The following is a 20183-nucleotide window of genomic DNA, read 5'->3' on the forward strand; positions in this document are numbered from 1 at the left end:
CAGCGGTTCAGCTTCGGAGGAACCTCCGTCCCCGTGAGTGTCTTAAGGCTCTGTGGCCGCCTCGGTGGGCGCGGCTGACTAAGCGAGGTTCCGGCGTGATGGATTTGAGGTTTGATCCGCCCTCGGCGTTCAACGAGGCAGAAGAACCCCTGTTCAGGGCGGTCCGGTCCGGCGGCAAGCCGGTCAGGCTGGTTGACACCACCATGCTCTACGCGCCTCGCAGCGGTGGAGTGCGTCGCTATTTGAACTCCAAGCGGACGTGGATCGCGGCGAATCGGCCCCAGGTCCGGCACACGCTCGTGGTGCCCGGTCCGCGCGACGCGCATGACGGTCACGGACGAGTCTCGATCTACGCGGCGCCTCTGCCGTTCGGCGACGGCTATCGCTGGCCGGTGGTCAAGAACGCCTGGATGGAGCGCCTGATCCGCCAGCGGCCCGACATCATCGAGGCCGGTGATCCGTACACCCCGGGTCTGGCGGCCCTGAAGGCCGGCGACGCCCTGGGCGTGCCGGTGGTCGGCTTCTGCCACACCGATCTGGGCGCCCTGGCGGCGCTGCATATCGGCGAATGGGCGGAAAAGCCGGTGCAGAAACGCTGGGCGGCGATCTACAGCCAGTTCGACCAGGCCGTGGCGCCCAGCCAGTTCATCGCCGGGCGGCTGATCGAGGCGGGGGTCCAGAACGCCATCGGCCTGCCGCTGGGCGTCGACACCGAGATCTTCAATCCGCACCGCGGCGACCGCGAGGCCTTGCGGCGCAAGCTGGGCCTGACCAGCCGTCATCGGATCCTGGTGTTCGCCGGTCGTCCGGCCAAGGAGAAGAAGCTGGACGTGCTGGTCGAGGCGGTCGAGCGCCTGGGCGATCCCTACGTGCTGCTGTTCGTGGGGGCGGGCTCCGGAGCGCCGTCCAGCGATCGGGTGATCTGCATGGACTATCAGCGCGACCCGCAGAGCCTGGCCGCCGTGCTGGCCGGCTGCGACGCCTTCGTCCACGCCAACGACAACGAGCCGTTCGGCCTGATCGTGCTGGAGGCCATGGCCTGCGGCCTGCCGGTGATCGGCGTCGACGCCGGCGGCGTGGCCGAGTCGGTGGACGAAACGGTCGGGGCCCTGGCCACGGCCTCGGAGGCCCGCGCATTCGCCGAGGCGGTCGAGTCGGTGTTCGCCCGCGACGTGAGGGCCCTGGGCCAGGCCGCGCGACAGCGGGCCGAGCTGCGGCACGGCTGGGACCCGGTGTTTCGCAAGCTGTCGGCGATCTACGGCCGGCTCACCGGCTGCGCCGCCTTCGAGGACGTGGCCGCCGCGCCGGTCCCCGAACTGATCGGCTGGAACTAGGCGGCGGCCTTCGTCAGCTGGCCGCGCACCTGGGCCAGGATCTCGTAGGACCGCAGGCGCGCCCCGTGATCGTGGATCTGCGAGGCGGCCATCAACTCGTCCGCGCCGGTGGCGTCCAGCACCTTCTGGATCTTGGCGCGGACCGTGTCGGGCGAGCCGATCGCCGAATAGCGGAAGGTGTGGTCCAGCCCCGCGATCTCGGCCTCCGAGGCGACCTCGCGAATATCGTCGACCGGCGGCGGCAGCAGGCCCGGCTTGCCGCGACGCAGGGCCACGAATTGCTGCTGGCTTGAGGTGGACAGGCGGCGGGCCTCGTCATCCGTGTCGGCCGCGCAGACCCCGATGCAGACCAGGACGTAAGGCTGGGCCAAGGCCGCCGACGGCTTGAAGGTGCGCCGATAGACGGCGATCGCCTCCATCAACTGGTCGGGCGCGAAGTGGGCGGCGAAGGCGAAGGGCAGGCCCAGGGCGGCGGCCAACTGGGCGCTGTAGGTGCTGGAGCCCAAGAGCCAGAGCGGCACGTCCTGGCCTTCGCCAGGCACGGCGCGCACGGCCTGGCCCGGCTGGGCCGGCTGGAACCAGGCCTGCAACTCGACGACGTCCTGGGCGAAGCTGTCGACCGCGCCCATGTAGCGGCGCAAGGCCCGCATGGTGGCCTGGTCGGTGCCGGGCGCGCGGCCCAGACCCAGGTCGATGCGGCCGGGATGGAGGGCGGCCAGGGTCCCGAACGCCTCGGCCACCATCAGCGGCGCGTGGTTGGGCAGCATGACGCCGCCCGAACCGACCCGGATCGTCGAGGTGCCGGCCGCCACGTGGCCGATGACCACGGCGGTCGCGGCGCTGGCGATTCCCGGCATGTTGTGGTGCTCGGCCAGCCAGTAGCGGTGATAGCCCAGCCCTTCGGCGTGGCGAGCCAGGTCCAGGCTGTTGTGAAGGGCTTGGCCGACGCTGGTTCCTTGCGGAACGGGGGCCAGGTCGAGGACGGAAAAGGGCAGGGGATGGGCGTGCGACATGCACGCTAGATCGGGACGCGAAGGGCGAACCTCAAGGCAGCAGCTTCCTACTAGCCGCGTCATCGCGATCCGCGCACTAATCGCGATGTGAGACCGCGCTGGCGGTGAGCGGGAGACGGCCATGGCCTTGAAATGCACCCACCTCGACCAGATCCAGGACGTGACGCCGGGAACGGCCGGCTGCGAGGAATGCCTGCAGTCCGGCGATCTTTGGCTGCACCTTCGGCTTTGCCGCACGTGCGGTCATGTCGGCTGCTGCGACCAGTCCAAGAACAAGCACGCCACCAAGCATTTCAAACTGACGGGCCACCCGATCATCGAGGGCTACGACCCGCCGGAAGGCTGGGGATGGTGTTATGTCGACGAGGAGTTCTTCGAATTCGATGCGCCGACCCCACATCCTGGGCCCATCCCACGTTTCTATTGATCGAGCGTCGAGACCTCCGCCATGGGCAAGCCGAGCAAGATTCTCCTCCAGACCACCATCCAGACGGCCGCCGAAGACTGGTCGATCGCCCGGTTCTCGATGCTGGCGGACTATTTGGGGCAGCTTCGCGACCCTGACGGCGAACCGGTCTTCGAGGTCGTGGCTCGCGACCGTGGACCGCTCGACAGGCCCGATCCGGTGTTATCGGAGCTGGAGGAGTCGGATTTCGCGGCGATGTGGCTGTTTGCGGTCGATGTGGGCGACGGGCTCAGCGCTGACGAATGCACGGCCATCTCGCGGTTCCGGGCTCGTGGCGGCGGCCTGATGGTGACGCGCGACCACCAGGACCTGGGCAGCAGCGTCTGCACCTTGGGCGGGGTCGGGGCGGCGCATTACTTTCACAGCAAGAATCAGGATCCGGACGGATCACGCCACCAGATCGACGACCCGTTCACGACCTACATCAGCTGGCCGAACTATCATTCCGGCGCGAACGGCGACTTCCAGACCATCAAGATCGTGGGCGACGTCCATCCCGTCCTGAGCGACGCCGCCTCGGAAAGCGGGGCCATACGCTTCCTGCCGTCGCATCCTCACGAAGGGGCGGTCGGCGCGCCGGCCGATGATTCGACCGCGCGGGTGATCGCCACGGGCGTCAGCAAAGTCAGCGGCGCGGCCTTCAACCTGGCCGTGGCGTTCGAACCCTCGCCGGATGGCGGCCCCGCGGTGGCCCAATCCACGTTCCATCACTTCGCCAACTACAACTGGGATCCCGCCGTCGGTGCGCCCAGCTTCGTCTCCGAACCGCCCGGCGACACCCTGTCGCGTTCGCCGCAGGCTCAACGCGACATCAGGCTCTATGCGCGTAACGTGGCGCTCTGGCTGGCAGGACAACCCGTCGAAAGGCCCGTGCATGACGCCGTGCTGGATGACTTGCATCAGGACATCGTGCTGGATGAGGAGCTGGAAGAAAGCTTTCCGGCCAGCGATCCGCCGGCCGCTACGCGTCGTGGCGGCTGATCTGCAAGGGAAGGGGAAGTGGCGCGAATGACGGGACTTGAACCCGCGACCTCCGGCGTGACAGGCCGGCGCTCTAACCAACTGAGCTACATCCGCGTCGGGCGCGAACCAATGTCCGGCGCGGTCGTTCCATAGACTAGCCTGGCGGTGGGAAGCAGCCAACTTCAGGGAAGTGGCGCGAATGACGGGACTTGAACCCGCGACCTCCGGCGTGACAGGCCGGCGCTCTAACCAACTGAGCTACATCCGCATCAGGCTCCGCCGAAGCGAAGTGCGACCCGCCGTGCGGCGAGGGGCGTCTGATATGTCGGGCGAAGACTCGTGTCAACGGCCATATCGAAGAAGCGACAAAACGTGGCCGAGGCGGGCGGGATTTCATCCGGACCGGCCAAAAAGCAACAATCCGACGTGCTGTTCGCGATGCACGCGCCGGTGTCCGTTTTTCACAGATCGCCGTTAGGTAAAGGCGGTCTAGTTGCGACCGTTTCTCAATGTGGCGCAGGCGTTTGAAGCGTCGGCGACACTGGGCTACAACCCGCTCGATTCAAGCCAAGGGCTGTCATGAACGCCTTCCTTCTCCAGTATCTGCCGATCGTGATCTTCCTAGGGATCGCGGCGGTCATCGGCATCGCCTTCATCCTTGCCGCCGCGGTGCTCGCGCCCAAGGCGCCGGACCCGGAAAAGCTGTCCGCCTACGAATGCGGCTTCAATGCTTTCGACGACGCGCGCATGAAGTTCGACGTCCGGTTCTACCTGGTCTCGATCCTGTTCATCATCTTCGACCTGGAAGTGGCGTTCCTGTTCCCGTGGGCCGTCTCGCTGATGAAGCTGCCGCATGACGTGGCCGCCTTCGCGTTCTGGTCGATGATGGTCTTCCTGGGTGTTCTGACCGTCGGCTTCATCTACGAATGGAAGAAGGGCGCCCTCGAATGGGAGTGATCGTTCCCCCCACCGGCGCGGCGCCCAGCTCCCCGCTCGTTCCCGCCGGCTCGGCCGCGCGGTCGACCGTGCAGGGCTATGACCCCAAGCTGCACGACCCCTATTTCGACGGTCTGTCGGGCCAGCTGGCCGACAAGGGCTTCGTCATGGCGGCCGCCGACGACCTGATCACCTGGGCCCGTACCGGCTCGCTGATGTGGATGACCTTCGGCCTGGCCTGCTGCGCCGTCGAGATGATGCACTCGGCCATGCCGCGCTACGACCTGGAGCGCTACGGCTTCGCGCCGCGCGCCAGCCCGCGCCAGTCGGACGTGATGATCGTCGCCGGCACCCTGACCAACAAGATGGCTCCGGCTCTGCGCAAGGTCTACGACCAGATGCCCGAGCCGCGCTACGTCATCTCGATGGGCAGCTGCGCCAACGGCGGCGGCTACTACTACTACAGTTACAGCGTCGTGCGCGGCTGCGACCGGATCGTGCCGATCGACATCTATGTTCCCGGCTGCCCGCCCACCGCCGAGGCCCTGGTCTACGGCGTATTGCAGCTGCAGAAGAAGATCCGTCGCACGGGGACGATCGAGCGATGACCGACGTTGTTTCCACCGAAGTGACCCCCGAGCCGGCCCTGTCGCCGCTCGAGGCCCTGGGCCAGGCGATTGTCGCCAACTCGGCCGGCGCGATCACCGCCTGGTCCGTGGCGTTCGGCGAGCTGAACCTGCTGGGTCCGGCCAACCGCATCGTCCAGGCGCTGACCTACCTGCGCGACCACCCCGACTACCGTTTCCACCAACTGGTCGACCTGACCGGCGTGGACTACCCGGAGCGCGAGCGCCGGTTCGACGTCGTCTATCACCTGCTGTCGCTGATCAAGAACCACCGGGTGCGCCTCAAGGTCCAGACCGACGAGGACACCGCCGTTCCCAGCGTCACGCCGGTGTTCCCGGTGGCCGACTGGTTCGAGCGCGAAGCCTTCGACATGTACGGGATCTTCTTCGACGGTCACCCCGACCTGCGCCGGATCCTGACCGACTACGGCTTCCACGGCCACCCGCTGCGGAAGGACTTCCCGATGACGGGCTATGTCGAGGTCCGCTACGACGACGAGCTGAAGCGCGTGGTCTACGAGCCCGTGAAGATCACCGAGTTCCGCGCCTTCGACTTCATGTCTCCGTGGGAGGGCGCCAAGTACGCCCTGCCGGGCGACGAGAAGGCCGAGAAGCGGGCAGGGGACGCGTAAGAGTCATGACTGGTTCCAACTCCCCCGCCGCCGCGACCGACTTCTTCCACGACGCGCCGTCGCTGCCGGCCGTGCCGGAAACCCCGGTGCGCAAGTTCAACATCAACTTCGGCCCGCAACACCCGGCCGCGCACGGCGTGCTGCGCCTGGTGCTGGAGCTGGACGGCGAGATCGTCGAACGCGTCGATCCGCACATCGGCCTGCTGCATCGCGGCACCGAGAAGCTGATGGAGGCCCGCACCTACCTCCAGAACATCCCGTACTTCGACCGCCTCGACTACGTGGCGCCGATGAACCAGGAACATGCGTTCTGCCTGGCCATCGAGAGGCTGCTGGGCGTGGACGTGCCGATGCGCGGCAGCCTGATCCGCGTGCTGTTCTGCGAGATCGGCCGGGTGCTGAACCACCTGCTGAACGTCACGACCCAGGCCATGGACGTCGGCGCCCTGACGCCGCCGCTGTGGGGCTTCGAGGAGCGCGAGAAGCTGATGGTGTTCTACGAGCGCGCCTGCGGCGCTCGCCTGCACGCCAACTACTTCCGTCCGGGCGGGGTCCACCAGGACCTGACCCCGTCGCTGATCGACGACATCGAGAAGTGGGCGAAAGCCTTCCCGAAGATCTGCGACGACATCGAAGGCCTGATCACCGACAACCGCATCTTCAAGCAGCGCAACGTCGATATCGGCGTGGTGACCAAGGAAGACGCGCTGGCCTGGGGCTTCTCGGGCGTGATGGTGCGCGGCTCGGGCATCGCCTGGGACCTGCGCCGCAACCAGCCCTACGAGTGCTACAACGACTTCGAGTTCGACATCCCGCTGGGCAAGAACGGCGACTGCTACGATCGCTATCTGTGCCGCATGCAGGAGATGCGCGAGTCGACCAAGATCATCCTGCAGGCCATCACCAAGCTGCGCGCCACGCCCGGCCCGGTGATGACCGAGGACAACAAGGTCAGCCCGCCGCGCCGCGCCGAGATGAAGCGGTCGATGGAAGCCCTGATCCACCACTTCAAGCTCTACACCGAAGGCTTCCGCACGCCGGAGGGCGAGGTTTACGCGTCGGTCGAGGCCCCCAAGGGCGAGTTCGGCGTGTTCCTGGTGTCGAACGGCACCAACAAGCCGTACCGCTGCAAGATCAAGGCTCCAGGCTTCTCGCACCTGGCTGCGATGGACTGGATGAACCGCGGCCACCAACTGGCCGACGTCTCGGCCATCCTGGGCTCGCTCGACATCGTGTTCGGCGAGGTCGACCGGTGAGCCTGGAAGCGATCGCTCAGGCCCAGCTGGACGCCTACAACGCCCAGGACCTGGACGCCCACTGCGCCCATTTCGCCGACGACGTCGTGGTCGCCGGCCTGAACGGCGACGTGGCGCGCACGGGGATCGAGGCCTATCGCGCGTGGTACGAGGCCGCGTTCGCGCAGTTCCCGAACAATAAGGCCAAGCTTCTCAACCGCATCGTGGTGGGCGCGAACGTGATCGATCACGAGCACGTCGACCGCGGCAACGGCGACGCGCCCTTCCAGGTCGCCGCCATCTACACCTTCAGGGGCGACAAGATCGCCCGCGTGGATTTCGCACGATGAGCGTCCGTCGTTTAGCAAAGGACCAGCCCGCCAGCTTCGCGTTCTCGACCGAGAGCCAGGCCAAGGCCGACTGGTGGAAAGCCAAGTATCCCGCCGAGCGCAAGCAGTCGGCGGTGATCCCGATGCTGTGGCTGGCCCAGAAGCAGGAAGGCTGGGTCTCCGAGCCCGCCATCCAGGAGATCGCCAAGCAGCTGACCATGCCGGTCATCCGCGTGCTGGAGGTCGCCACCTTCTACGTGATGTTCCAGCTGCAGCCGGTCGGCAAGGTCGCCTTCGTCCAGTTGTGCGGCACCACGCCGTGCCAGCTGCGCGGCGCGCTGGACCTGAAGGCCGTGCTGAAGGCCAAGATCGGCGAAGCCAACGACGTCTCGGCCGACGGCAAGTTCAGCTGGGAAGAGGTCGAGTGCCTGGGCGCGTGCTGCAACGCGCCGATGGCCGCCATCAACGACTATTACTACGAGGACCTGACGCCGGAGAGCCTGGCCCAGATCCTCGACGACTTCGCCGCCGGCAAKTCGCCCAAGCCGGGCAGCTATGAAGGCCGTGGCGCGTCGGAACCCAAGGGCAAGATCCAGACCCTGACGGACCCGAAGCTGTTCGACGGCTCGCTGGCCAAGAAGATCAAGATCCCGAACCTGCCCGAAAAGCCGAAGAAGGCTCCGAAGACGGAGCCGGCGGCCTGATGCAAAACGCCGACGCCATCCAGAAGAAGCGCCTGACCACGATGTTCGCCATCGACGTGGTCTGCTTCGTGCTGGCCGGCGCGGCGATCATCGGGTTCGTCGCCGCCAAGATCGCCTGGCTGGCGCCCGTGTTCATCGGCGCCATCGCCGTCGGCCTGGGCGCGCAGATCTGGTTCATCCTGGGCTGGATGAAGGCCGCCAAGCAGGACGAGGAGGGCAAGCCGTCGTGACCGACGACCAACTCCTTGCCAAGCGCGTGGCCTATGTGAGGACCATCCGTGGTCTTTACCGCAACGAGCGCATCGCCGGCCTGCTCGGCTCTCTGGTCGGGGCTCTGCTCCTGATCTGGGGCCGGATGAGCCCGGAAGCGCCCGCCTGGGCCGTTCCTGTCGCTTTCCTGGTGATAGGCGCCGCTTGGGTGCTTTTCGCCTATGTCATCATTCGTCGGACGCGCTATGTGCGCGCCCATCCATTCGATCCGCAAAGCTGAGTCATGGTCGGTATCCTCGAAGACAAGGACCGCATCTTCACGAACCTCTACGGTCTCCACGATTGGGGCCTCGAGGGCGCGAAGAAGCGCGGCTGCTGGAATGGCACCAAGGACATCCTGGACGCGGGTCGCGACTGGATCATCGACAACATGAAGAACTCCGGCCTGCGCGGCCGGGGCGGGGCGGGCTTCGGCACCGGCCTGAAGTGGTCGTTCATGCCCAAGGAAGTGAAGGACGGTCGTCCGCACTACCTGGTCGTCAACGCAGACGAGTCCGAGCCGGGCACCTGCAAGGACCGGGAGATCATGCGGCATGACCCGCACCTCCTGATCGAAGGCTGCCTGATCGCCTCGCGCGCCATGCTGGCCCACGCCTGCTACATCTACATTCGCGGCGAATACGTTCGTGAGCGCGAAGTGCTGGAAGCCGCCATCAAGCAGGCCTACGAGGCCAAGCTGATCGGCAAGAACAACGTCCACGGTTGGGACTTCGACCTCTACGTCCATCACGGCGCCGGCGCCTATATCTGCGGTGAAGAGACGGCCCTGCTGGAAAGCCTGGAAGGCAAGAAGGGCCAGCCGCGCCTGAAGCCGCCGTTCCCGGCCGGCGCGGGCCTGTACGGCATGCCGACCACGGTCAACAACGTCGAGTCGATCGCCGTCGCCGGCACGATCCTGCGTCGCGGCGCGGCCTGGTTCGCCGGTTTCGGACGTCCGAACAACGCGGGCACCAAGCTGTTCTGCGTCAGCGGCCACGTGAACCTGCCGTGCAACGTCGAAGAAGCCATGAGCATCCCCTTCCGTCAGCTGATGGAAGACCACTGCGGCGGCATTCGCGGCGGCTGGGGCAACCTGAAGGCCGTGATCCCGGGCGGCTCGTCCGTGCCGATGATCCCCGCCGAACAGTGCGAAGACCTGCCGATGGACTTCGACGCCCTGCGCAACCTGCGCTCGGGTCTGGGCACCGCGGCCGTCATCGTCATGGACAAGTCCACCGACCTGGTCCGCGCCATCGCCCGCCTGTCGTACTTCTACAAGCACGAGAGCTGCGGCCAGTGCACGCCGTGCCGTGAAGGCACCGGCTGGATGTGGCGGGTCATGGAGCGCATGGCCACCGGCGAGGCCGATCCGAAAGAGATCGACACCCTGCTGGACGTCACGACCCAGGTCGAGGGTCACACCATCTGCGCCCTGGGCGACGCGGCCGCCTGGCCGATCCAGGGCCTGTTCCGTCACTTCCGCCACGAGGTGGAGGACCGGATCGCATCCTATCGTAGCGGTCGCCTGCACGTGCAGGGCGCCAAGCTGATCGCGGCGGAGTAAACGATTATGGCAATCGCCAAGGTCAACGGCGTCGAGGTCGAGTTCGAGCCCGGCATGACGGTTCTGCAGGTGGCGGAACTGGCCGGGGAAGAGATCCCGCGCTTCTGCTATCACGAGCGTCTGAGCATCGCCGGCAACTGCCGCATGTGCCTGGTCGAGGTGAAGCCCGGCCCGCCCAAGCCGCAGGCGTCGTGCGCCCTGCCGGCCGCCGAGGGCCAGGAGATCTTCACCAAGACCCCGATGGTCAAGAAGGCCCGTGAAGGGGTGATGGAGTTCCTGCTCATCAACCACCCGCTGGATTGCCCGATCTGCGACCAGGGCGGCGAGTGCGACCTGCAGGACCAGGCCATGGGCTATGGCCGCGACGACAGCCGTTACGAAGAGAACAAGCGCGCGGTCGAAGAGAAGGCCATGGGCCCGCTCATCAAGACCGTGATGACCCGCTGCATCCAGTGCACGCGCTGCGTCCGTTTCATCACCGAAGTCGCCGGCTCGCCGGAGATCGGCCTGATCTCGCGCGGCGAAGACGTTGAAATCACGACCTATCTGGGCGCGGCGGTGACGTCGGAGCTCAGCGCCAACGTCATCGATCTTTGCCCTGTCGGCGCCCTGACCTCCAAACCGTACGCCTTCGAGGCGCGGCCCTGGGAGCTGAAGAAGACCGAGAGCGTCGACGTCATGGACGCCCTGGGCTCGGCCATCCGCGTCGACGCCCGCGGCGCCGCGGTGCTGCGCGTGCTGCCGCGCGTCAACGAGGACGTCAACGAAGAGTGGATCAGCGACAAGACGCGCTACGCCGTGGACGGCCTGCAGCGTCAGCGCCTGGACCGCCCGTACGTCCGCGTCGGCGGCAAGCTGCAACCGGCGAGCTGGGCCCAGGCCTTCGCCGCCGTCGCCGCCAAGATCAAGGCCGCTCCGGCTGACCGCATCGGCGTGATCGCCGGCGACCTGCAGGACGCCGAGAGCCTGAAGGCGACCAAGGACCTGTTCACCGCCCTGGGCGTGAAGAACCTCGACGCCCGCCAGGACGGTTCGGCCCTGGGCGCGGGTCCGCGCGAGAGCTGGCTGTTCAACTCGACGATCGCCGGCATCGAGAACGCCGACGTGGTGCTGTTCATCGGCGCCAATCCGCGCCTCGAGGCCCCGGTCCTGAACACCCGCTTCCGCAAGCAGTGGATCGCCGGCAAGACCCGCTTCGGCGTGATCGGCGAACAGGCCGACCTGACCTTCGACTACGACTATCTCGGCGCCGGGACCCAGACCCTGTCGGGCCTGGCCAAGAGCAAGAGCGACTTCGTCACGGCCCTGAAGAACGCCCAGCGTCCGGCGATCATCATCGGCCAGGGCGCTCTGTCGCGCGCCGACGGCGCCGCCGTGCTGAAGGCGGCCGCCGCGGTGGCAAAGACCTTCGGCGTGGTGCGCGACGGCTGGAACGGCTGGAACGTGCTGCACACCGCCGCCGCCCGCGTGGCCGGCCTGGACCTCGGCTTCCTCCCGGGCGAGGGCGGTCTGTCGGCCTCGGAGATGCTGAAGCCGGGCGCGCTGGACGTGCTGTTCCTGCTGGGCGCAGACGAGTGCGAGACCGCCGCCTCGGACGCCTTCAAGGTCTATCTGGGCACCCACGGCGACGCCGGCGCCCACAAGGCCGACGTCATCCTGCCGGGCGCGGCCTACACCGAGAAGAACGGCCTCTATGTGAACACCGAAGGCCGCGTCCAGATGGGCGAGCGGGCGGTGTTCCCCAAGGGCGACGCCAAGGAAGACTGGTCGATCCTGCGGGCCCTCTCCGAGCACCTGGGCGTCAAGCTGCCCTATGACAGCCTGGACCAGCTGCGCGCCAAGCTCTTCGCCGAGCACCCGACCTTCGGCCAGATCGACTTCGCGCCGGGCTCGATCGCCACGTCGTTCGACCTGGCGGGCCTGGGCGCCGCCGGCGAGCTTTCGGACGCCCCGTTCGAAAGCCCGATCAAGGCCTTCCACCTGACCAACCCCATCGCGCGCGCCAGCGTGACCATGGCCGAATGCGCGGCCACGGTTTCCGGCGCCGCCAAGATCGCGGCGGAGTAGGCCGGTGAGCGAATTCTTCTCCAACCCCGCCGTGACCTGGACCCTGCTGACCACCGGCGGGATCCTGCTGGTGGTGATCTGGGTGCTGCTGAGCCTGGCCTTCCTGCTGCTGGCCGACCGCAAGATCTGGGCCGGCGTGCAGATGCGCAAGGGCCCCAACGTGGTGGGTCCGTTCGGCCTGCTGCAGTCCTTCGCCGATTTCTTCAAGTTCGTGCTGAAGGAAATCATCATCCCGGCCGGCGCCGACAAGGTGATCTTCCTGCTGGCCCCGCTGCTGAGCCTGGTCCTGGCCTTCGTGGGTTGGGCCGTGGTGCCGTTCGCGCCGGGCTGGGTGGTCTCCAACCTCAATGTCGGCATCCTGTACCTGCTGGCGATGAGCTCGCTGGGCGTCTACGGCATCATCATGGGCGGCTGGGCTTCGAACTCGAAGTACCCGTTCCTGGGCGCGCTGCGTTCGGCGGCGCAGATGGTGTCGTACGAAGTGTCGATCGGCCTGATCATCATCACGGTGATCCTGCTGGCCGGCACCATGAACCTCAGCTCCATCGTCGAACAGCAAGCCGGCTGGATCTGGAACTGGAACGTGTTCGGCGGCTCCGGCCTGAAGAACATCATCCTGGCCCCGGTGATGATCATCGCGATGGGCATGTTCTTCATCTCGGCCCTGGCCGAGACCAACCGCCCTCCGTTCGACCTTCCGGAAGCTGAATCCGAACTCGTGGCCGGCTACCAGGTCGAGTACAGCTCGACCCCGTACCTGCTGTTCATGGTCGCCGAATATTCGAACATCGTCCTGATGTGCGCGATGATCAGCGTCCTGTTCTTCGGCGGCTGGAACCCCGGTTTCCCGATCGGCTTCACGGCCGGTTGGCCGCCGTTCCTGGTCAACTTCCTGCTGGCCCTGGTGTTCTACTTCAAGATCGTGGTGGCGTTCTTCATGATCGCCATGGCCAAGGCCATCGTGCCCCGCTACCGCTACGACCAACTGATGCGCCTGGGCTGGAAGGTCTTCCTGCCGATGTCGCTGGTGCTGGTGATGCTGGTCTCGGCCTGGCGCGTCTTCGGGATCCAGGGGTGATCGGCGGAAGGGCATATCTGGCGGTCGCCGCCCTCGGCCTGATCCTGGCCGGCTGCGCGACCGACGGCGCGGCTCCGGCCAAGACGTCCTATTCGCTGGGGCGCGGCACGGCCGGTTATGACCAGCTGCGTCGCGACAGCGAGAGATGCGCCGCCGACGGCGGCAAGATCGAAGCCAAGCAGGACGGGGGCGACCCCACCCAGCTTTCGAACTACACCTGCGTCATCCCGAAGTCGGGCAAGTGACGCGAACGGTCCTCATCCGGTGGGTGGGCGGCCGCGAACGGATCGACGCGGGCAGGGGCGTTCGTCCCTCCCAAGAGATGAAGTGTTAGGAGAGCTCTGGTGTTCCAGCGCATCACACAGGCGGTCAAGGGCGTGGCTCTGCTCGACTTCGCGGGCGCCTTCGGCCTGGGCATCAAGTACATGCTCGCGCCCAAGAAGACCGTGATCTATCCGAACGAGCGCGGCCCGCAGTCGCCCCGTTTCCGCGGCGAGCACGCCCTGCGCCGCTATCCGTCGGGCGAAGAGCGCTGCATCGCCTGCAAGCTGTGCGAAGCCATCTGCCCGGCCCAGGCCATCACCATCGAGGCCGAGCCGCGTGACGACGGCAGCCGCCGCACGACCCGCTACGACATCGACATGGTCAAGTGCATCTACTGCGGCCTGTGCCAGGAGGCCTGCCCGGTGGACGCCATCGTCGAGGGGCCGAACATCGAGTTCGCCGTCGAGACGCGCGAGGAACTTTACTACGACAAGGAAAAGCTGCTCGACAACGGCGACCGTTGGGAACGGCTGATCGCGAAGAATCTGGAGTTGGACGCGCCCTACCGCTAAAGGACGGGTCGCGATTCCGAGGGTTAGCGGCGGGGCCGTCCGGCACGTCGGGTTTTTGTGGTTTTCTGAGGGAGCACCTGCCTTGCAGGCGATAGCTTTCTATTTGCTCGCGGTAGCGACCGTGGCGGCGGGTCTTCTGGTCGTCTCGGCCAAGAACCCCGTGCACTCGGTGCTCTTCCTGATCACCGCCTTCTTCTCGGCCGCCGGTCTCTTCGTCTTGCTGGGCGCGGAGTTCCTGGCGATGCTGCTGATCGTCGTCTATGTGGGCGCGGTCGCGGTGCTGTTCCTGTTCGTCGTGATGATGCTCGACGTGGACTTCGCCGAGCTGCGACAGGGCTTCGCCCAGTACCTGCCGGTCGGCGGTCTGGTCGGCGGGGTGCTGACGATCGAGATGATCATGGTCGCCGCCTCGGTGGTGACGGGCGGCGCGGCCGGCAAGAACGCGATCCCCAACGCCTCACCGGGCGGCGTGCCGAACACCGAGGCGATCGGCCGGGTGCTCTACACCGACTACATCTTCTTCTTCCAACTGGCGGGCCTCGTGCTGCTGGTGGCCATGATCGGCGCCATCGTCCTGACCCTGCGTCACAAGCCGGGCGTCAAGCGCCAGAACATCGGCCAGCAGAACGCCCGCACGCCCAAGACCGGAATGGAAATCGTGCAGATCAAGCCCGGCGCGGGGATCAGCGAATGATCGGCCTGTCTCATTATCTCGTCGTCGCCGCCATCCTGTTCACGATCGGCGTCTTCGGCATCTTCGTGAACCGCAAGAACATCATCGTCATCCTGATGTCGATCGAGCTGATCCTGCTGGCGGTGAACATCAACCTGGTGGCCTTCTCGGTCTATCTGCACGACGTGGTGGGGCAGGTCTTCGCCATGTTCGTGCTGACCGTCGCCGCGGCCGAAGCGGCCGTCGGCCTGGCCATCCTGGTGACGTTCTTCCGTAACCGCGGAGACATCGCCGTCGACGACGCCAGCGTGATGAAGGGCTGATCGCAGTGCAGACTCTCGTCACCATCATCGTCTTCGCGCCGCTTATCGCCGCGATCATCGCCGGCCTGTTCGGCCGCCGCATCGGCAACGTCGCCTCGCAGGCGATCACGACCGGCGGCCTGCTGCTGGCCTGCGGCCTGTCCTGGTACACGTTCAGCCAGTGGACCTGGGGCCACATGGAGGCCTTCACGGTCGACCTGCTGCCCTTCATCCATGTGGGGAACTTCGTCTCCAACTGGTCCATCCGCATCGACGCCCTGTCGTGCGTGATGCTGATCGTGGTGACGACGGTATCGGCCCTCGTGCACGTCTATTCCTGGGGCTACATGGCCGAGGACGACAGCAAGCCGCGCTTCTTCGCGTACCTGTCGCTGTTCACCTTCGCCATGCTGGCACTCGTCACCGCCGCCGACTTCATGCAGCTGTTCTTCGGCTGGGAAGGGGTGGGCCTGGCCTCGTACCTGCTGATCGGCTTCTGGTTCAAGAAGCCCTCGGCCAGCGCCGCGGCCATCAAGGCCTTCGTCGTGAACCGCGTGGGCGACTTCGGTTTCGCCCTGGGCATCATGACCACCTACTGGGCGTTCGGTTCGATCCAGTTCCACGAGATCTTCCCGCAGATCGCCGCCGGCGCGGCGCGCACCTGGGAGTTCGCGGGCCACACCTTCCCGCTGGTCGACATCGCCTGCTTCCTGCTGTTCATCGGCGCGATGGGCAAGTCGGCGCAGTTCTTCCTGCACACCTGGCTGCCGGACGCCATGGAAGGCCCGACCCCGGTCTCGGCCCTGATCCACGCGGCGACCATGGTCACCGCCGGCGTCTACATGCTGTGCCTGCTGTCGCCGATGTTCGAATACGCGCCCGTCGCCAAGAACATCGTCACGGTGATCGGCGCGATCACGGCCCTGTTCGCGGCCACGGTCGGCCTGACCCAGAACGACATCAAGCGGGTCATCGCCTATTCGACCTGTTCGCAGCTGGGCTACATGTTCTTCGCGGCCGGCGTCGGCGCCTATCAGGCGGCGATGTTCCACCTGTTCACCCACGCCTTCTTCAAGGCGCTGCTGTTCCTGGGCGCCGGTTCGGTTATCCACGGCATGCACCACGAGCAGGACATGCGGAAGTACGGCGCCCTGGCCAAGCTGCTGCCGGTGACCTTCTTCGCCATGACCATCGGCACCATCGCCATCACGGGCCTGGGCCTTCCGCCCCTGCACCTTGGCTTCGCCGGCTTCTACTCGAAGGACACCATCATCGAGGCGGCCTACGCCGCCGGCGGTCACAACGGCATCGCGATGTTCGCCTGGGTGATCGGCGTGCTGGTGGCCGGCCTGACCTCGTTCTACTCCTGGCGCCTGGCGTTCTTCACCTTCAACGGCCAGGCCCGTTGGGGTCACGACGATCATCACGCGCATGATGCGCATGGTCATGACGACCATGCCTCGCACGCCCAGATCGAAACCCACGACGAGCCGCTGCCGGACGATCATACACACGACGACCATGGCCACGGCCATGATCACAAGCCGCACGAGAGCCCCTGGGTGATGCTGGTTCCGCTGATCGTGCTGTCGGTCGGCGCCATCTTCGCCGGCTTCTTCTTCACCGACTTCTTCGTCGGCCACCATCAGGAAGAGTTCTGGCGCGGCGCGATCTTCAACGCCCCGACCAACCACGTGCTGCACGAGGCCCACGAAGTGGCCGAGTGGGTGAAGTGGAGCCCGCTGATCGCCTCGATCGTCGGCCTGCTGATCGCCGTCTGGGTCTATCTGATCAAGGGCAACGAGCGCCTCGGCGCCGCCCTGGCGGCCCGCAACGGCCCACTGTATGTGTTCTTCTACAACAAGTGGTTCTTCGACGAGCTGTACCAAGCCACCTTCGTGCGCGCGGCCAAGTTCCTCGGCGACCTGTTCTGGAAGGGCGGCGATCAGAAGCTGATCGACGGCTTCGGACCGGACGGCGTCAGCGCCGTCAGCTACGGCGTCGGCCGTCGGACCGGCAAGCTGCAGTCCGGCTACCTCTACCACTATGCGTTCGTCATGCTGCTCGGTGTCGCCGGTCTGCTGGCCTACGCCCTGTTCCGCTTCCACTAGGGAAGATCGATGACCGGCCTTCTCAGCCTCACCACCTTCGCCCCGCTCGTCGGCGTGGTCCTGTTGCTGGCGGTTCGCGCCATGCAGGGCGACAGCGCCAAGACGGACAACCTGGCCAAGTGGATCGCCCTGGCGACCACCCTGGTCACCTTCGCCCTGTCGGTCGTGCTGGTCGCCCAGTTCGACCCGAAGAACCCGGGCTTCCAGTTCGTGGAAGACCTCAACTGGTTCGCGGGCCTGCACTACCGCATGGGCGTGGACGGGATCTCGATCCTGTTCGTCCTGCTGACCACCTTCCTGCTGCCGATCTGCGTGATCGCCGGCTGGAAGTCGGTCGACAAGCGGGTGGTCGAGTACCTGATCTGCTTCCTGGTCCTGGAGACCCTGGTGGTCGGCGTGTTCTGCGCCCTGGACCTGATCCTGTTCTACCTCTTCTTCGAGGGCGGCCTGGTTCCGATGTTCCTGATCATCGGCATCTGGGGCGGCAAGCGCCGGGTCTACGCGGCCTACAAGTTCTTCCTCTACACGCTGCTCGGCTCGGTGCTGATGCTGGCGGTCATCCTGTCGATGATCGCCATCGCCCACACCTCGTCGATCCCGGCGCTGATGGTCTTCAAGTTCGCCCCGTGGCTGCAGACCTGGCTGTGGCTGGCCTTCTTCGCCAGCTTCGCGGTCAAGATGCCGATGTGGCCGGTCCACACCTGGCTGCCCGACGCCCACGTCGAGGCGCCGACGGCCGGTTCGGTGATCCTGGCGGGCATCCTGCTGAAGATGGGCGGCTACGGCTTCCTGCGCTTCAGCCTGCCGATGTTCCCCAACGCCTCGGAGCTGTTCCAGCCGCTGGTGTTCGCGATGTCGGCCATCGCCATCGTCTACACCTCACTGGTCGCCTTCCGTCAGACCGACATCAAGAAGCTGATCGCCTATTCGTCGGTGGCCCACATGGGCTTCGTGACCATGGGCATCTTCTCGGGCAACGTGGCGGGCGAGCAGGGCGCGATCTTCCAGATGCTGAGCCACGGCCTGATCTCGGGCGCGCTCTTCCTCTGCGTCGGCGTGGTCTATGACCGCATGCACACCCGCGAGATCGCCTTCTACGGCGGCCTCACCAACCGCATGCCCTGGTATGCGGCGGTGTTCATGCTGTTCACGATGGGCAATGTCGGCCTGCCGGGCACCTCGGGCTTCGTCGGCGAGATCCTGACCATGACCGGGACCTACCAGGCCTCGACCTGGACGGCGATCGTCGCCACGACGGGCGTGATCCTGTCGGCGGTCTACGCGCTGAACCTGTACCGTCGCGTGATGTTCGGCGAGATCGTCAATCCCGAGCTCAAGACCATCACCGACCTCGACAAGCGCGAGATCCTGATCTTCGCTCCGCTGATCATCGGCACCCTGGTGCTCGGTGTTTATCCCAATCTCATCTTCAACCTGACCGCGTCGTCCGTCGACGGGCTCGTCGGCGCCTGGCGCGCCGCCGTGGGCGGGTGAGGGACCCCATGACGTTCGCCGCCAACTTCTCCCTCGTTCTTCCCGAAGTGATCCTCGGGGCCTCGGCCCTGGTGTTGCTGGTCTGGGGCGCCTTCCACGGCAAGGTCACGCCGCTGTTCACCGGCGCGGCCGTCCTGGCCCTGCTGGGCGCGGCCGTCGCCGCCGTGGTCGGGCCGCACGGCCACGCCTTCAACGGCGTCTATTCCGCCGACGCGGCCGCCACCTACGCCAAGGTCGCGATCTTCGGCTTCAGCGCCGTGGCGATCGTGCTGGGCGACCGCTGGCTGGCCGTTCGCGGCGACCAGAAGTTCGAGTTCGCCGTGCTGGTGATCCTGTCGGCGCTGGGCATGGGCGTCACCGCCTCGGCCGGCGACCTGATCAGCCTCTATATCGGCGTCGAGCTGCAGTCGCTGGCGCTGTACGTCCTGGCCGCCTTCCGCCGCGACGACGCCAAGTCGTCGGAAGCGGGCCTGAAGTACTTCGTGCTGGGCGCGCTGTCGTCGGGCCTGCTGCTGTACGGCGCGTCGCTGATCTACGGCTTCGCCGGCTCGACCCGCTTCGAAGACATCGCCGCCGCCGGCGCCGCCATGGCCCATGGCGGGCACGGCACGGGCCTGCTGTTCGGCCTGGTGTTCCTGCTCTGCGGCCTGGCGTTCAAGGTCTCGGCCGCGCCGTTCCACATGTGGACCCCGGACGTCTACGAAGGCGCCCCGACCCCGGTCGTCGGCTTCTTCGCCGCCGCGCCGAAGCTGGCCGCCATGATGATGTTCGCCCGCGTGCTGGGCGACGCCTTCCCGGACTCGGTGGCCCAGTGGCGCCAGATCCTGGTCATCACCGCCCTGGCCTCGGTCTTCGTCGGCGCCTTCGCGGGCCTGGCCCAGAACAACCTCAAGCGCCTGTGGGCCTACAGCTCGATCGCCAATGTCGGCTACGCCCTGCTGGGCGTGGCGACCGGCGGCGAGACCGGGCTGCACTCGATGCTGCTGTTCATGACCCTGTACATGGTCGACGTCACCGGCTTCTTTGCTTGCCTTCAAGCCTTGTCGCGCGACGGCAAGCCGATGGAGACCATCGAGGACATGGCCGGTCTGGTGAAGCACCGTCCGGGCATCGCCGTGGCCATGACCGCGTTCTCGCTGTCGGCCCTGGGCATGCCGCCGTTCTCGGGCTTCTGGGCCAAGTTCTACGTCTTCGGCGCGGCCATGGGTTCGGGCGACGTGCTGCTGCAATGGGCGGCGGTGCTGGGCCTGGTCGGCAGCGTGGTCGCGGCGTTCTACTATCTGYGTCTGATCAAGACGATGTGGTTCGACGCACCGGCCGGCGCGGTGGACAAGCCGCAGCCGATCGCCCGCGCGGTCGGATTCGTGGCCGCCGCCTTCTCGTTCCCGATCGTGCTGGTCGCGCTGATCTGGCTGGACCCCGCGGCCAGGGCCGCCGCGGCGGCCTTTGGCCACGCGTGACGTGACGGGCGCTCTTTCGCCCGCGCCCGTCGTCGTCCTGGACGAAATCGACTCGACCAACGCCGAGGCCCGTCGCCGCGCGGAAGCCGGGGAGGCGGGCCCGGTCTGGAT

22 protein-coding genes, 2 tRNA genes and 1 pseudogene are annotated in these 20183 nt (G+C 66.5%); 22 read left to right on the forward strand and 3 right to left on the reverse strand.

From position 1 onward, the window contains the following. The first annotated feature begins 98 nt into the window (after window positions 1-98). Window positions 99-1334 carry a glycosyltransferase family 4 protein gene (locus AC1DYP_RS16020; RefSeq protein WP_477047175.1) on the forward strand — a complete coding sequence of 412 codons (1236 nt, stop codon included), beginning with the start codon at window positions 99-101 and terminating at the stop codon, window positions 1332-1334. Here the strand turns inward: AC1DYP_RS16020 and AC1DYP_RS16025 are convergent. Further along, entirely contained in the window at window positions 1331-2410 is a 1080-nt protein-coding gene (locus AC1DYP_RS16025) for an LLM class flavin-dependent oxidoreductase (RefSeq protein ID WP_477047176.1), read from the reverse strand. The two genes, AC1DYP_RS16020 and AC1DYP_RS16025, sit on opposite strands and share 4 nt — an antisense overlap. 58 nt (window positions 2411-2468) lie before the next feature. Between AC1DYP_RS16025 and AC1DYP_RS16030 the strand changes: the two genes are divergently transcribed. Next, window positions 2469-2774, forward strand: a complete 306-nt coding sequence (locus tag AC1DYP_RS16030; protein WP_477047177.1) for a UBP-type zinc finger domain-containing protein — start codon at window positions 2469-2471, stop codon at window positions 2772-2774. Between the two features lie 21 nt (window positions 2775-2795). Then, a complete protein-coding gene (locus AC1DYP_RS16035) occupies window positions 2796-3794 on the forward strand; it encodes a hypothetical protein (RefSeq protein WP_477047178.1) in 999 nt (332 codons plus the stop codon). Between the two features lie 19 nt (window positions 3795-3813). Here AC1DYP_RS16035 and AC1DYP_RS16040 read toward each other — a convergent pair. Further along, window positions 3814-3890: transfer RNA gene (locus AC1DYP_RS16040), tRNA-Asp, on the reverse strand. A 77-nt stretch (window positions 3891-3967) separates the two neighbouring features. Further along, window positions 3968-4044, reverse strand: a tRNA-Asp gene (locus AC1DYP_RS16045). Window positions 4045-4355: 311 nt separating this feature from the next. On the opposite strand from AC1DYP_RS16045, the gene AC1DYP_RS16050 reads away from it, so the two are divergent. The 19 genes and pseudogenes from AC1DYP_RS16050 to AC1DYP_RS16140 all read left to right on the forward strand — a co-directional run. Then, window positions 4356-4733 carry an NADH-quinone oxidoreductase subunit A gene (locus AC1DYP_RS16050; protein ID WP_035074791.1) on the forward strand — a complete coding sequence of 126 codons (378 nt, stop codon included), beginning with the start codon at window positions 4356-4358 and terminating at the stop codon, window positions 4731-4733. Continuing rightward, window positions 4703-5320, forward strand: coding sequence for a NuoB/complex I 20 kDa subunit family protein (locus tag AC1DYP_RS16055; protein ID WP_477033935.1), 618 nt, complete (start codon window positions 4703-4705; stop codon window positions 5318-5320). The genes AC1DYP_RS16050 and AC1DYP_RS16055 overlap by 31 nt, the downstream gene beginning before the upstream one ends. Next, a complete protein-coding gene (locus AC1DYP_RS16060; RefSeq protein ID WP_477047179.1) occupies window positions 5317-5970 on the forward strand; it encodes an NADH-quinone oxidoreductase subunit C in 654 nt (217 codons plus the stop codon). The genes AC1DYP_RS16055 and AC1DYP_RS16060 overlap by 4 nt, the downstream gene beginning before the upstream one ends. 5 nt (window positions 5971-5975) lie before the next feature. Next, on the forward strand, window positions 5976-7226 hold the full coding sequence (locus tag AC1DYP_RS16065) for an NADH-quinone oxidoreductase subunit D (RefSeq protein WP_477047180.1): 1251 nt from the start codon (window positions 5976-5978) through the stop codon (window positions 7224-7226). Beyond that, window positions 7223-7555, forward strand: coding sequence for a nuclear transport factor 2 family protein (locus AC1DYP_RS16070; RefSeq protein WP_477033932.1), 333 nt, complete (start codon window positions 7223-7225; stop codon window positions 7553-7555). Before AC1DYP_RS16065 ends, AC1DYP_RS16070 begins: the two co-directional genes overlap by 4 nt. Further along, the gene (nuoE, locus tag AC1DYP_RS16075; RefSeq protein ID WP_477047181.1) at window positions 7552-8238 is read left to right on the forward strand and encodes an NADH-quinone oxidoreductase subunit NuoE; all 687 of its coding nucleotides are present in this window, start codon (window positions 7552-7554) and stop codon (window positions 8236-8238) included. The genes AC1DYP_RS16070 and nuoE overlap by 4 nt, the downstream gene beginning before the upstream one ends. Further along, window positions 8238-8468 carry a hypothetical protein gene (locus tag AC1DYP_RS16080; RefSeq protein WP_477047182.1) on the forward strand — a complete coding sequence of 77 codons (231 nt, stop codon included), beginning with the start codon at window positions 8238-8240 and terminating at the stop codon, window positions 8466-8468. Before nuoE ends, AC1DYP_RS16080 begins: the two co-directional genes overlap by 1 nt. Beyond that, a complete protein-coding gene (locus AC1DYP_RS16085) occupies window positions 8465-8728 on the forward strand; it encodes a hypothetical protein (protein WP_477047183.1) in 264 nt (87 codons plus the stop codon). The genes AC1DYP_RS16080 and AC1DYP_RS16085 overlap by 4 nt, the downstream gene beginning before the upstream one ends. 3 nt (window positions 8729-8731) lie before the next feature. After that, the gene (gene nuoF / locus AC1DYP_RS16090; RefSeq protein WP_477033928.1) at window positions 8732-10051 is read left to right on the forward strand and encodes an NADH-quinone oxidoreductase subunit NuoF; all 1320 of its coding nucleotides are present in this window, start codon (window positions 8732-8734) and stop codon (window positions 10049-10051) included. A 6-nt stretch (window positions 10052-10057) separates the two neighbouring features. Continuing rightward, window positions 10058-12118, forward strand: coding sequence for an NADH-quinone oxidoreductase subunit NuoG (gene nuoG / locus AC1DYP_RS16095; protein WP_477047184.1), 2061 nt, complete (start codon window positions 10058-10060; stop codon window positions 12116-12118). A 4-nt stretch (window positions 12119-12122) separates the two neighbouring features. Then, window positions 12123-13196 (forward strand): NADH-quinone oxidoreductase subunit NuoH, encoded by a 1074-nt coding sequence (gene nuoH, locus AC1DYP_RS16100; RefSeq protein WP_477033926.1) that lies wholly within the window; start codon window positions 12123-12125, stop codon window positions 13194-13196. Continuing rightward, a complete protein-coding gene (locus tag AC1DYP_RS16105; protein WP_477033925.1) occupies window positions 13193-13441 on the forward strand; it encodes a hypothetical protein in 249 nt (82 codons plus the stop codon). Before nuoH ends, AC1DYP_RS16105 begins: the two co-directional genes overlap by 4 nt. A gap of 99 nt (window positions 13442-13540) precedes the next feature. Then, window positions 13541-14032, forward strand: coding sequence for an NADH-quinone oxidoreductase subunit NuoI (gene nuoI / locus AC1DYP_RS16110; protein ID WP_477033924.1), 492 nt, complete (start codon window positions 13541-13543; stop codon window positions 14030-14032). Window positions 14033-14114: 82 nt separating this feature from the next. Next, window positions 14115-14726: an NADH-quinone oxidoreductase subunit J gene (locus tag AC1DYP_RS16115; protein ID WP_477033923.1), complete on the forward strand. Its 612-nt coding sequence runs from the start codon at window positions 14115-14117 to the stop codon at window positions 14724-14726. Beyond that, window positions 14723-15028 (forward strand): NADH-quinone oxidoreductase subunit NuoK, encoded by a 306-nt coding sequence (gene nuoK, locus AC1DYP_RS16120; RefSeq protein WP_056446651.1) that lies wholly within the window; start codon window positions 14723-14725, stop codon window positions 15026-15028. Before AC1DYP_RS16115 ends, nuoK begins: the two co-directional genes overlap by 4 nt. Before the next feature lie 5 nt (window positions 15029-15033). Then, complete coding sequence (gene nuoL / locus AC1DYP_RS16125; RefSeq protein WP_477047185.1) at window positions 15034-17118, forward strand: NADH-quinone oxidoreductase subunit L; 2085 nt, start codon at window positions 15034-15036, stop codon at window positions 17116-17118. A 9-nt stretch (window positions 17119-17127) separates the two neighbouring features. Next, complete coding sequence (locus AC1DYP_RS16130) at window positions 17128-18612, forward strand: NADH-quinone oxidoreductase subunit M (RefSeq protein ID WP_477047186.1); 1485 nt, start codon at window positions 17128-17130, stop codon at window positions 18610-18612. Window positions 18613-18620: 8 nt separating this feature from the next. Next, window positions 18621-20072, forward strand: coding sequence for an NADH-quinone oxidoreductase subunit NuoN (nuoN, locus tag AC1DYP_RS16135; RefSeq protein ID WP_477047187.1), 1452 nt, complete (start codon window positions 18621-18623; stop codon window positions 20070-20072). A 1-nt stretch (window position 20073) separates the two neighbouring features. Further along, window positions 20074-20183 (forward strand): annotated as a pseudogene (locus tag AC1DYP_RS16140) (biotin--[acetyl-CoA-carboxylase] ligase); the annotation flags it as partial.

It is taken from the genome of Caulobacter sp. P1_D6, from assembly GCF_056406095.1.

Excerpts from the sequence above, each read along its gene's own strand:
- AC1DYP_RS16060 (WP_477047179.1), top strand. The coding sequence starts at position 5,317 with ATGACCGACGTTGTTTCCACCGAAGTGACCCCCGAGCCGGCCCTGTCG.
- AC1DYP_RS16025 (WP_477047176.1), bottom strand. The coding sequence starts at position 2,410 with ATGACGCGGCTAGTAGGAAGCTGCTGCCTTGAGGTTCGCCCTTCGCGT.
- nuoF (WP_477033928.1), top strand. The coding sequence starts at position 8,732 with ATGGTCGGTATCCTCGAAGACAAGGACCGCATCTTCACGAACCTCTAC.
- AC1DYP_RS16055 (WP_477033935.1), top strand. The coding sequence starts at position 4,703 with ATGGAAGAAGGGCGCCCTCGAATGGGAGTGATCGTTCCCCCCACCGGC.
- AC1DYP_RS16050 (WP_035074791.1), top strand. The coding sequence starts at position 4,356 with ATGAACGCCTTCCTTCTCCAGTATCTGCCGATCGTGATCTTCCTAGGG.
- AC1DYP_RS16035 (WP_477047178.1), top strand. The coding sequence starts at position 2,796 with ATGGGCAAGCCGAGCAAGATTCTCCTCCAGACCACCATCCAGACGGCC.
- AC1DYP_RS16065 (WP_477047180.1), top strand. The coding sequence starts at position 5,976 with ATGACTGGTTCCAACTCCCCCGCCGCCGCGACCGACTTCTTCCACGAC.
- AC1DYP_RS16130 (WP_477047186.1), top strand. The coding sequence starts at position 17,128 with ATGACCGGCCTTCTCAGCCTCACCACCTTCGCCCCGCTCGTCGGCGTG.
- AC1DYP_RS16080 (WP_477047182.1), top strand. The coding sequence starts at position 8,238 with ATGCAAAACGCCGACGCCATCCAGAAGAAGCGCCTGACCACGATGTTC.
- nuoK (WP_056446651.1), top strand. The coding sequence starts at position 14,723 with ATGATCGGCCTGTCTCATTATCTCGTCGTCGCCGCCATCCTGTTCACG.
- AC1DYP_RS16030 (WP_477047177.1), top strand. The coding sequence starts at position 2,469 with ATGGCCTTGAAATGCACCCACCTCGACCAGATCCAGGACGTGACGCCG.
- nuoG (WP_477047184.1), top strand. The coding sequence starts at position 10,058 with ATGGCAATCGCCAAGGTCAACGGCGTCGAGGTCGAGTTCGAGCCCGGC.
- AC1DYP_RS16020 (WP_477047175.1), top strand. The coding sequence starts at position 99 with ATGGATTTGAGGTTTGATCCGCCCTCGGCGTTCAACGAGGCAGAAGAA.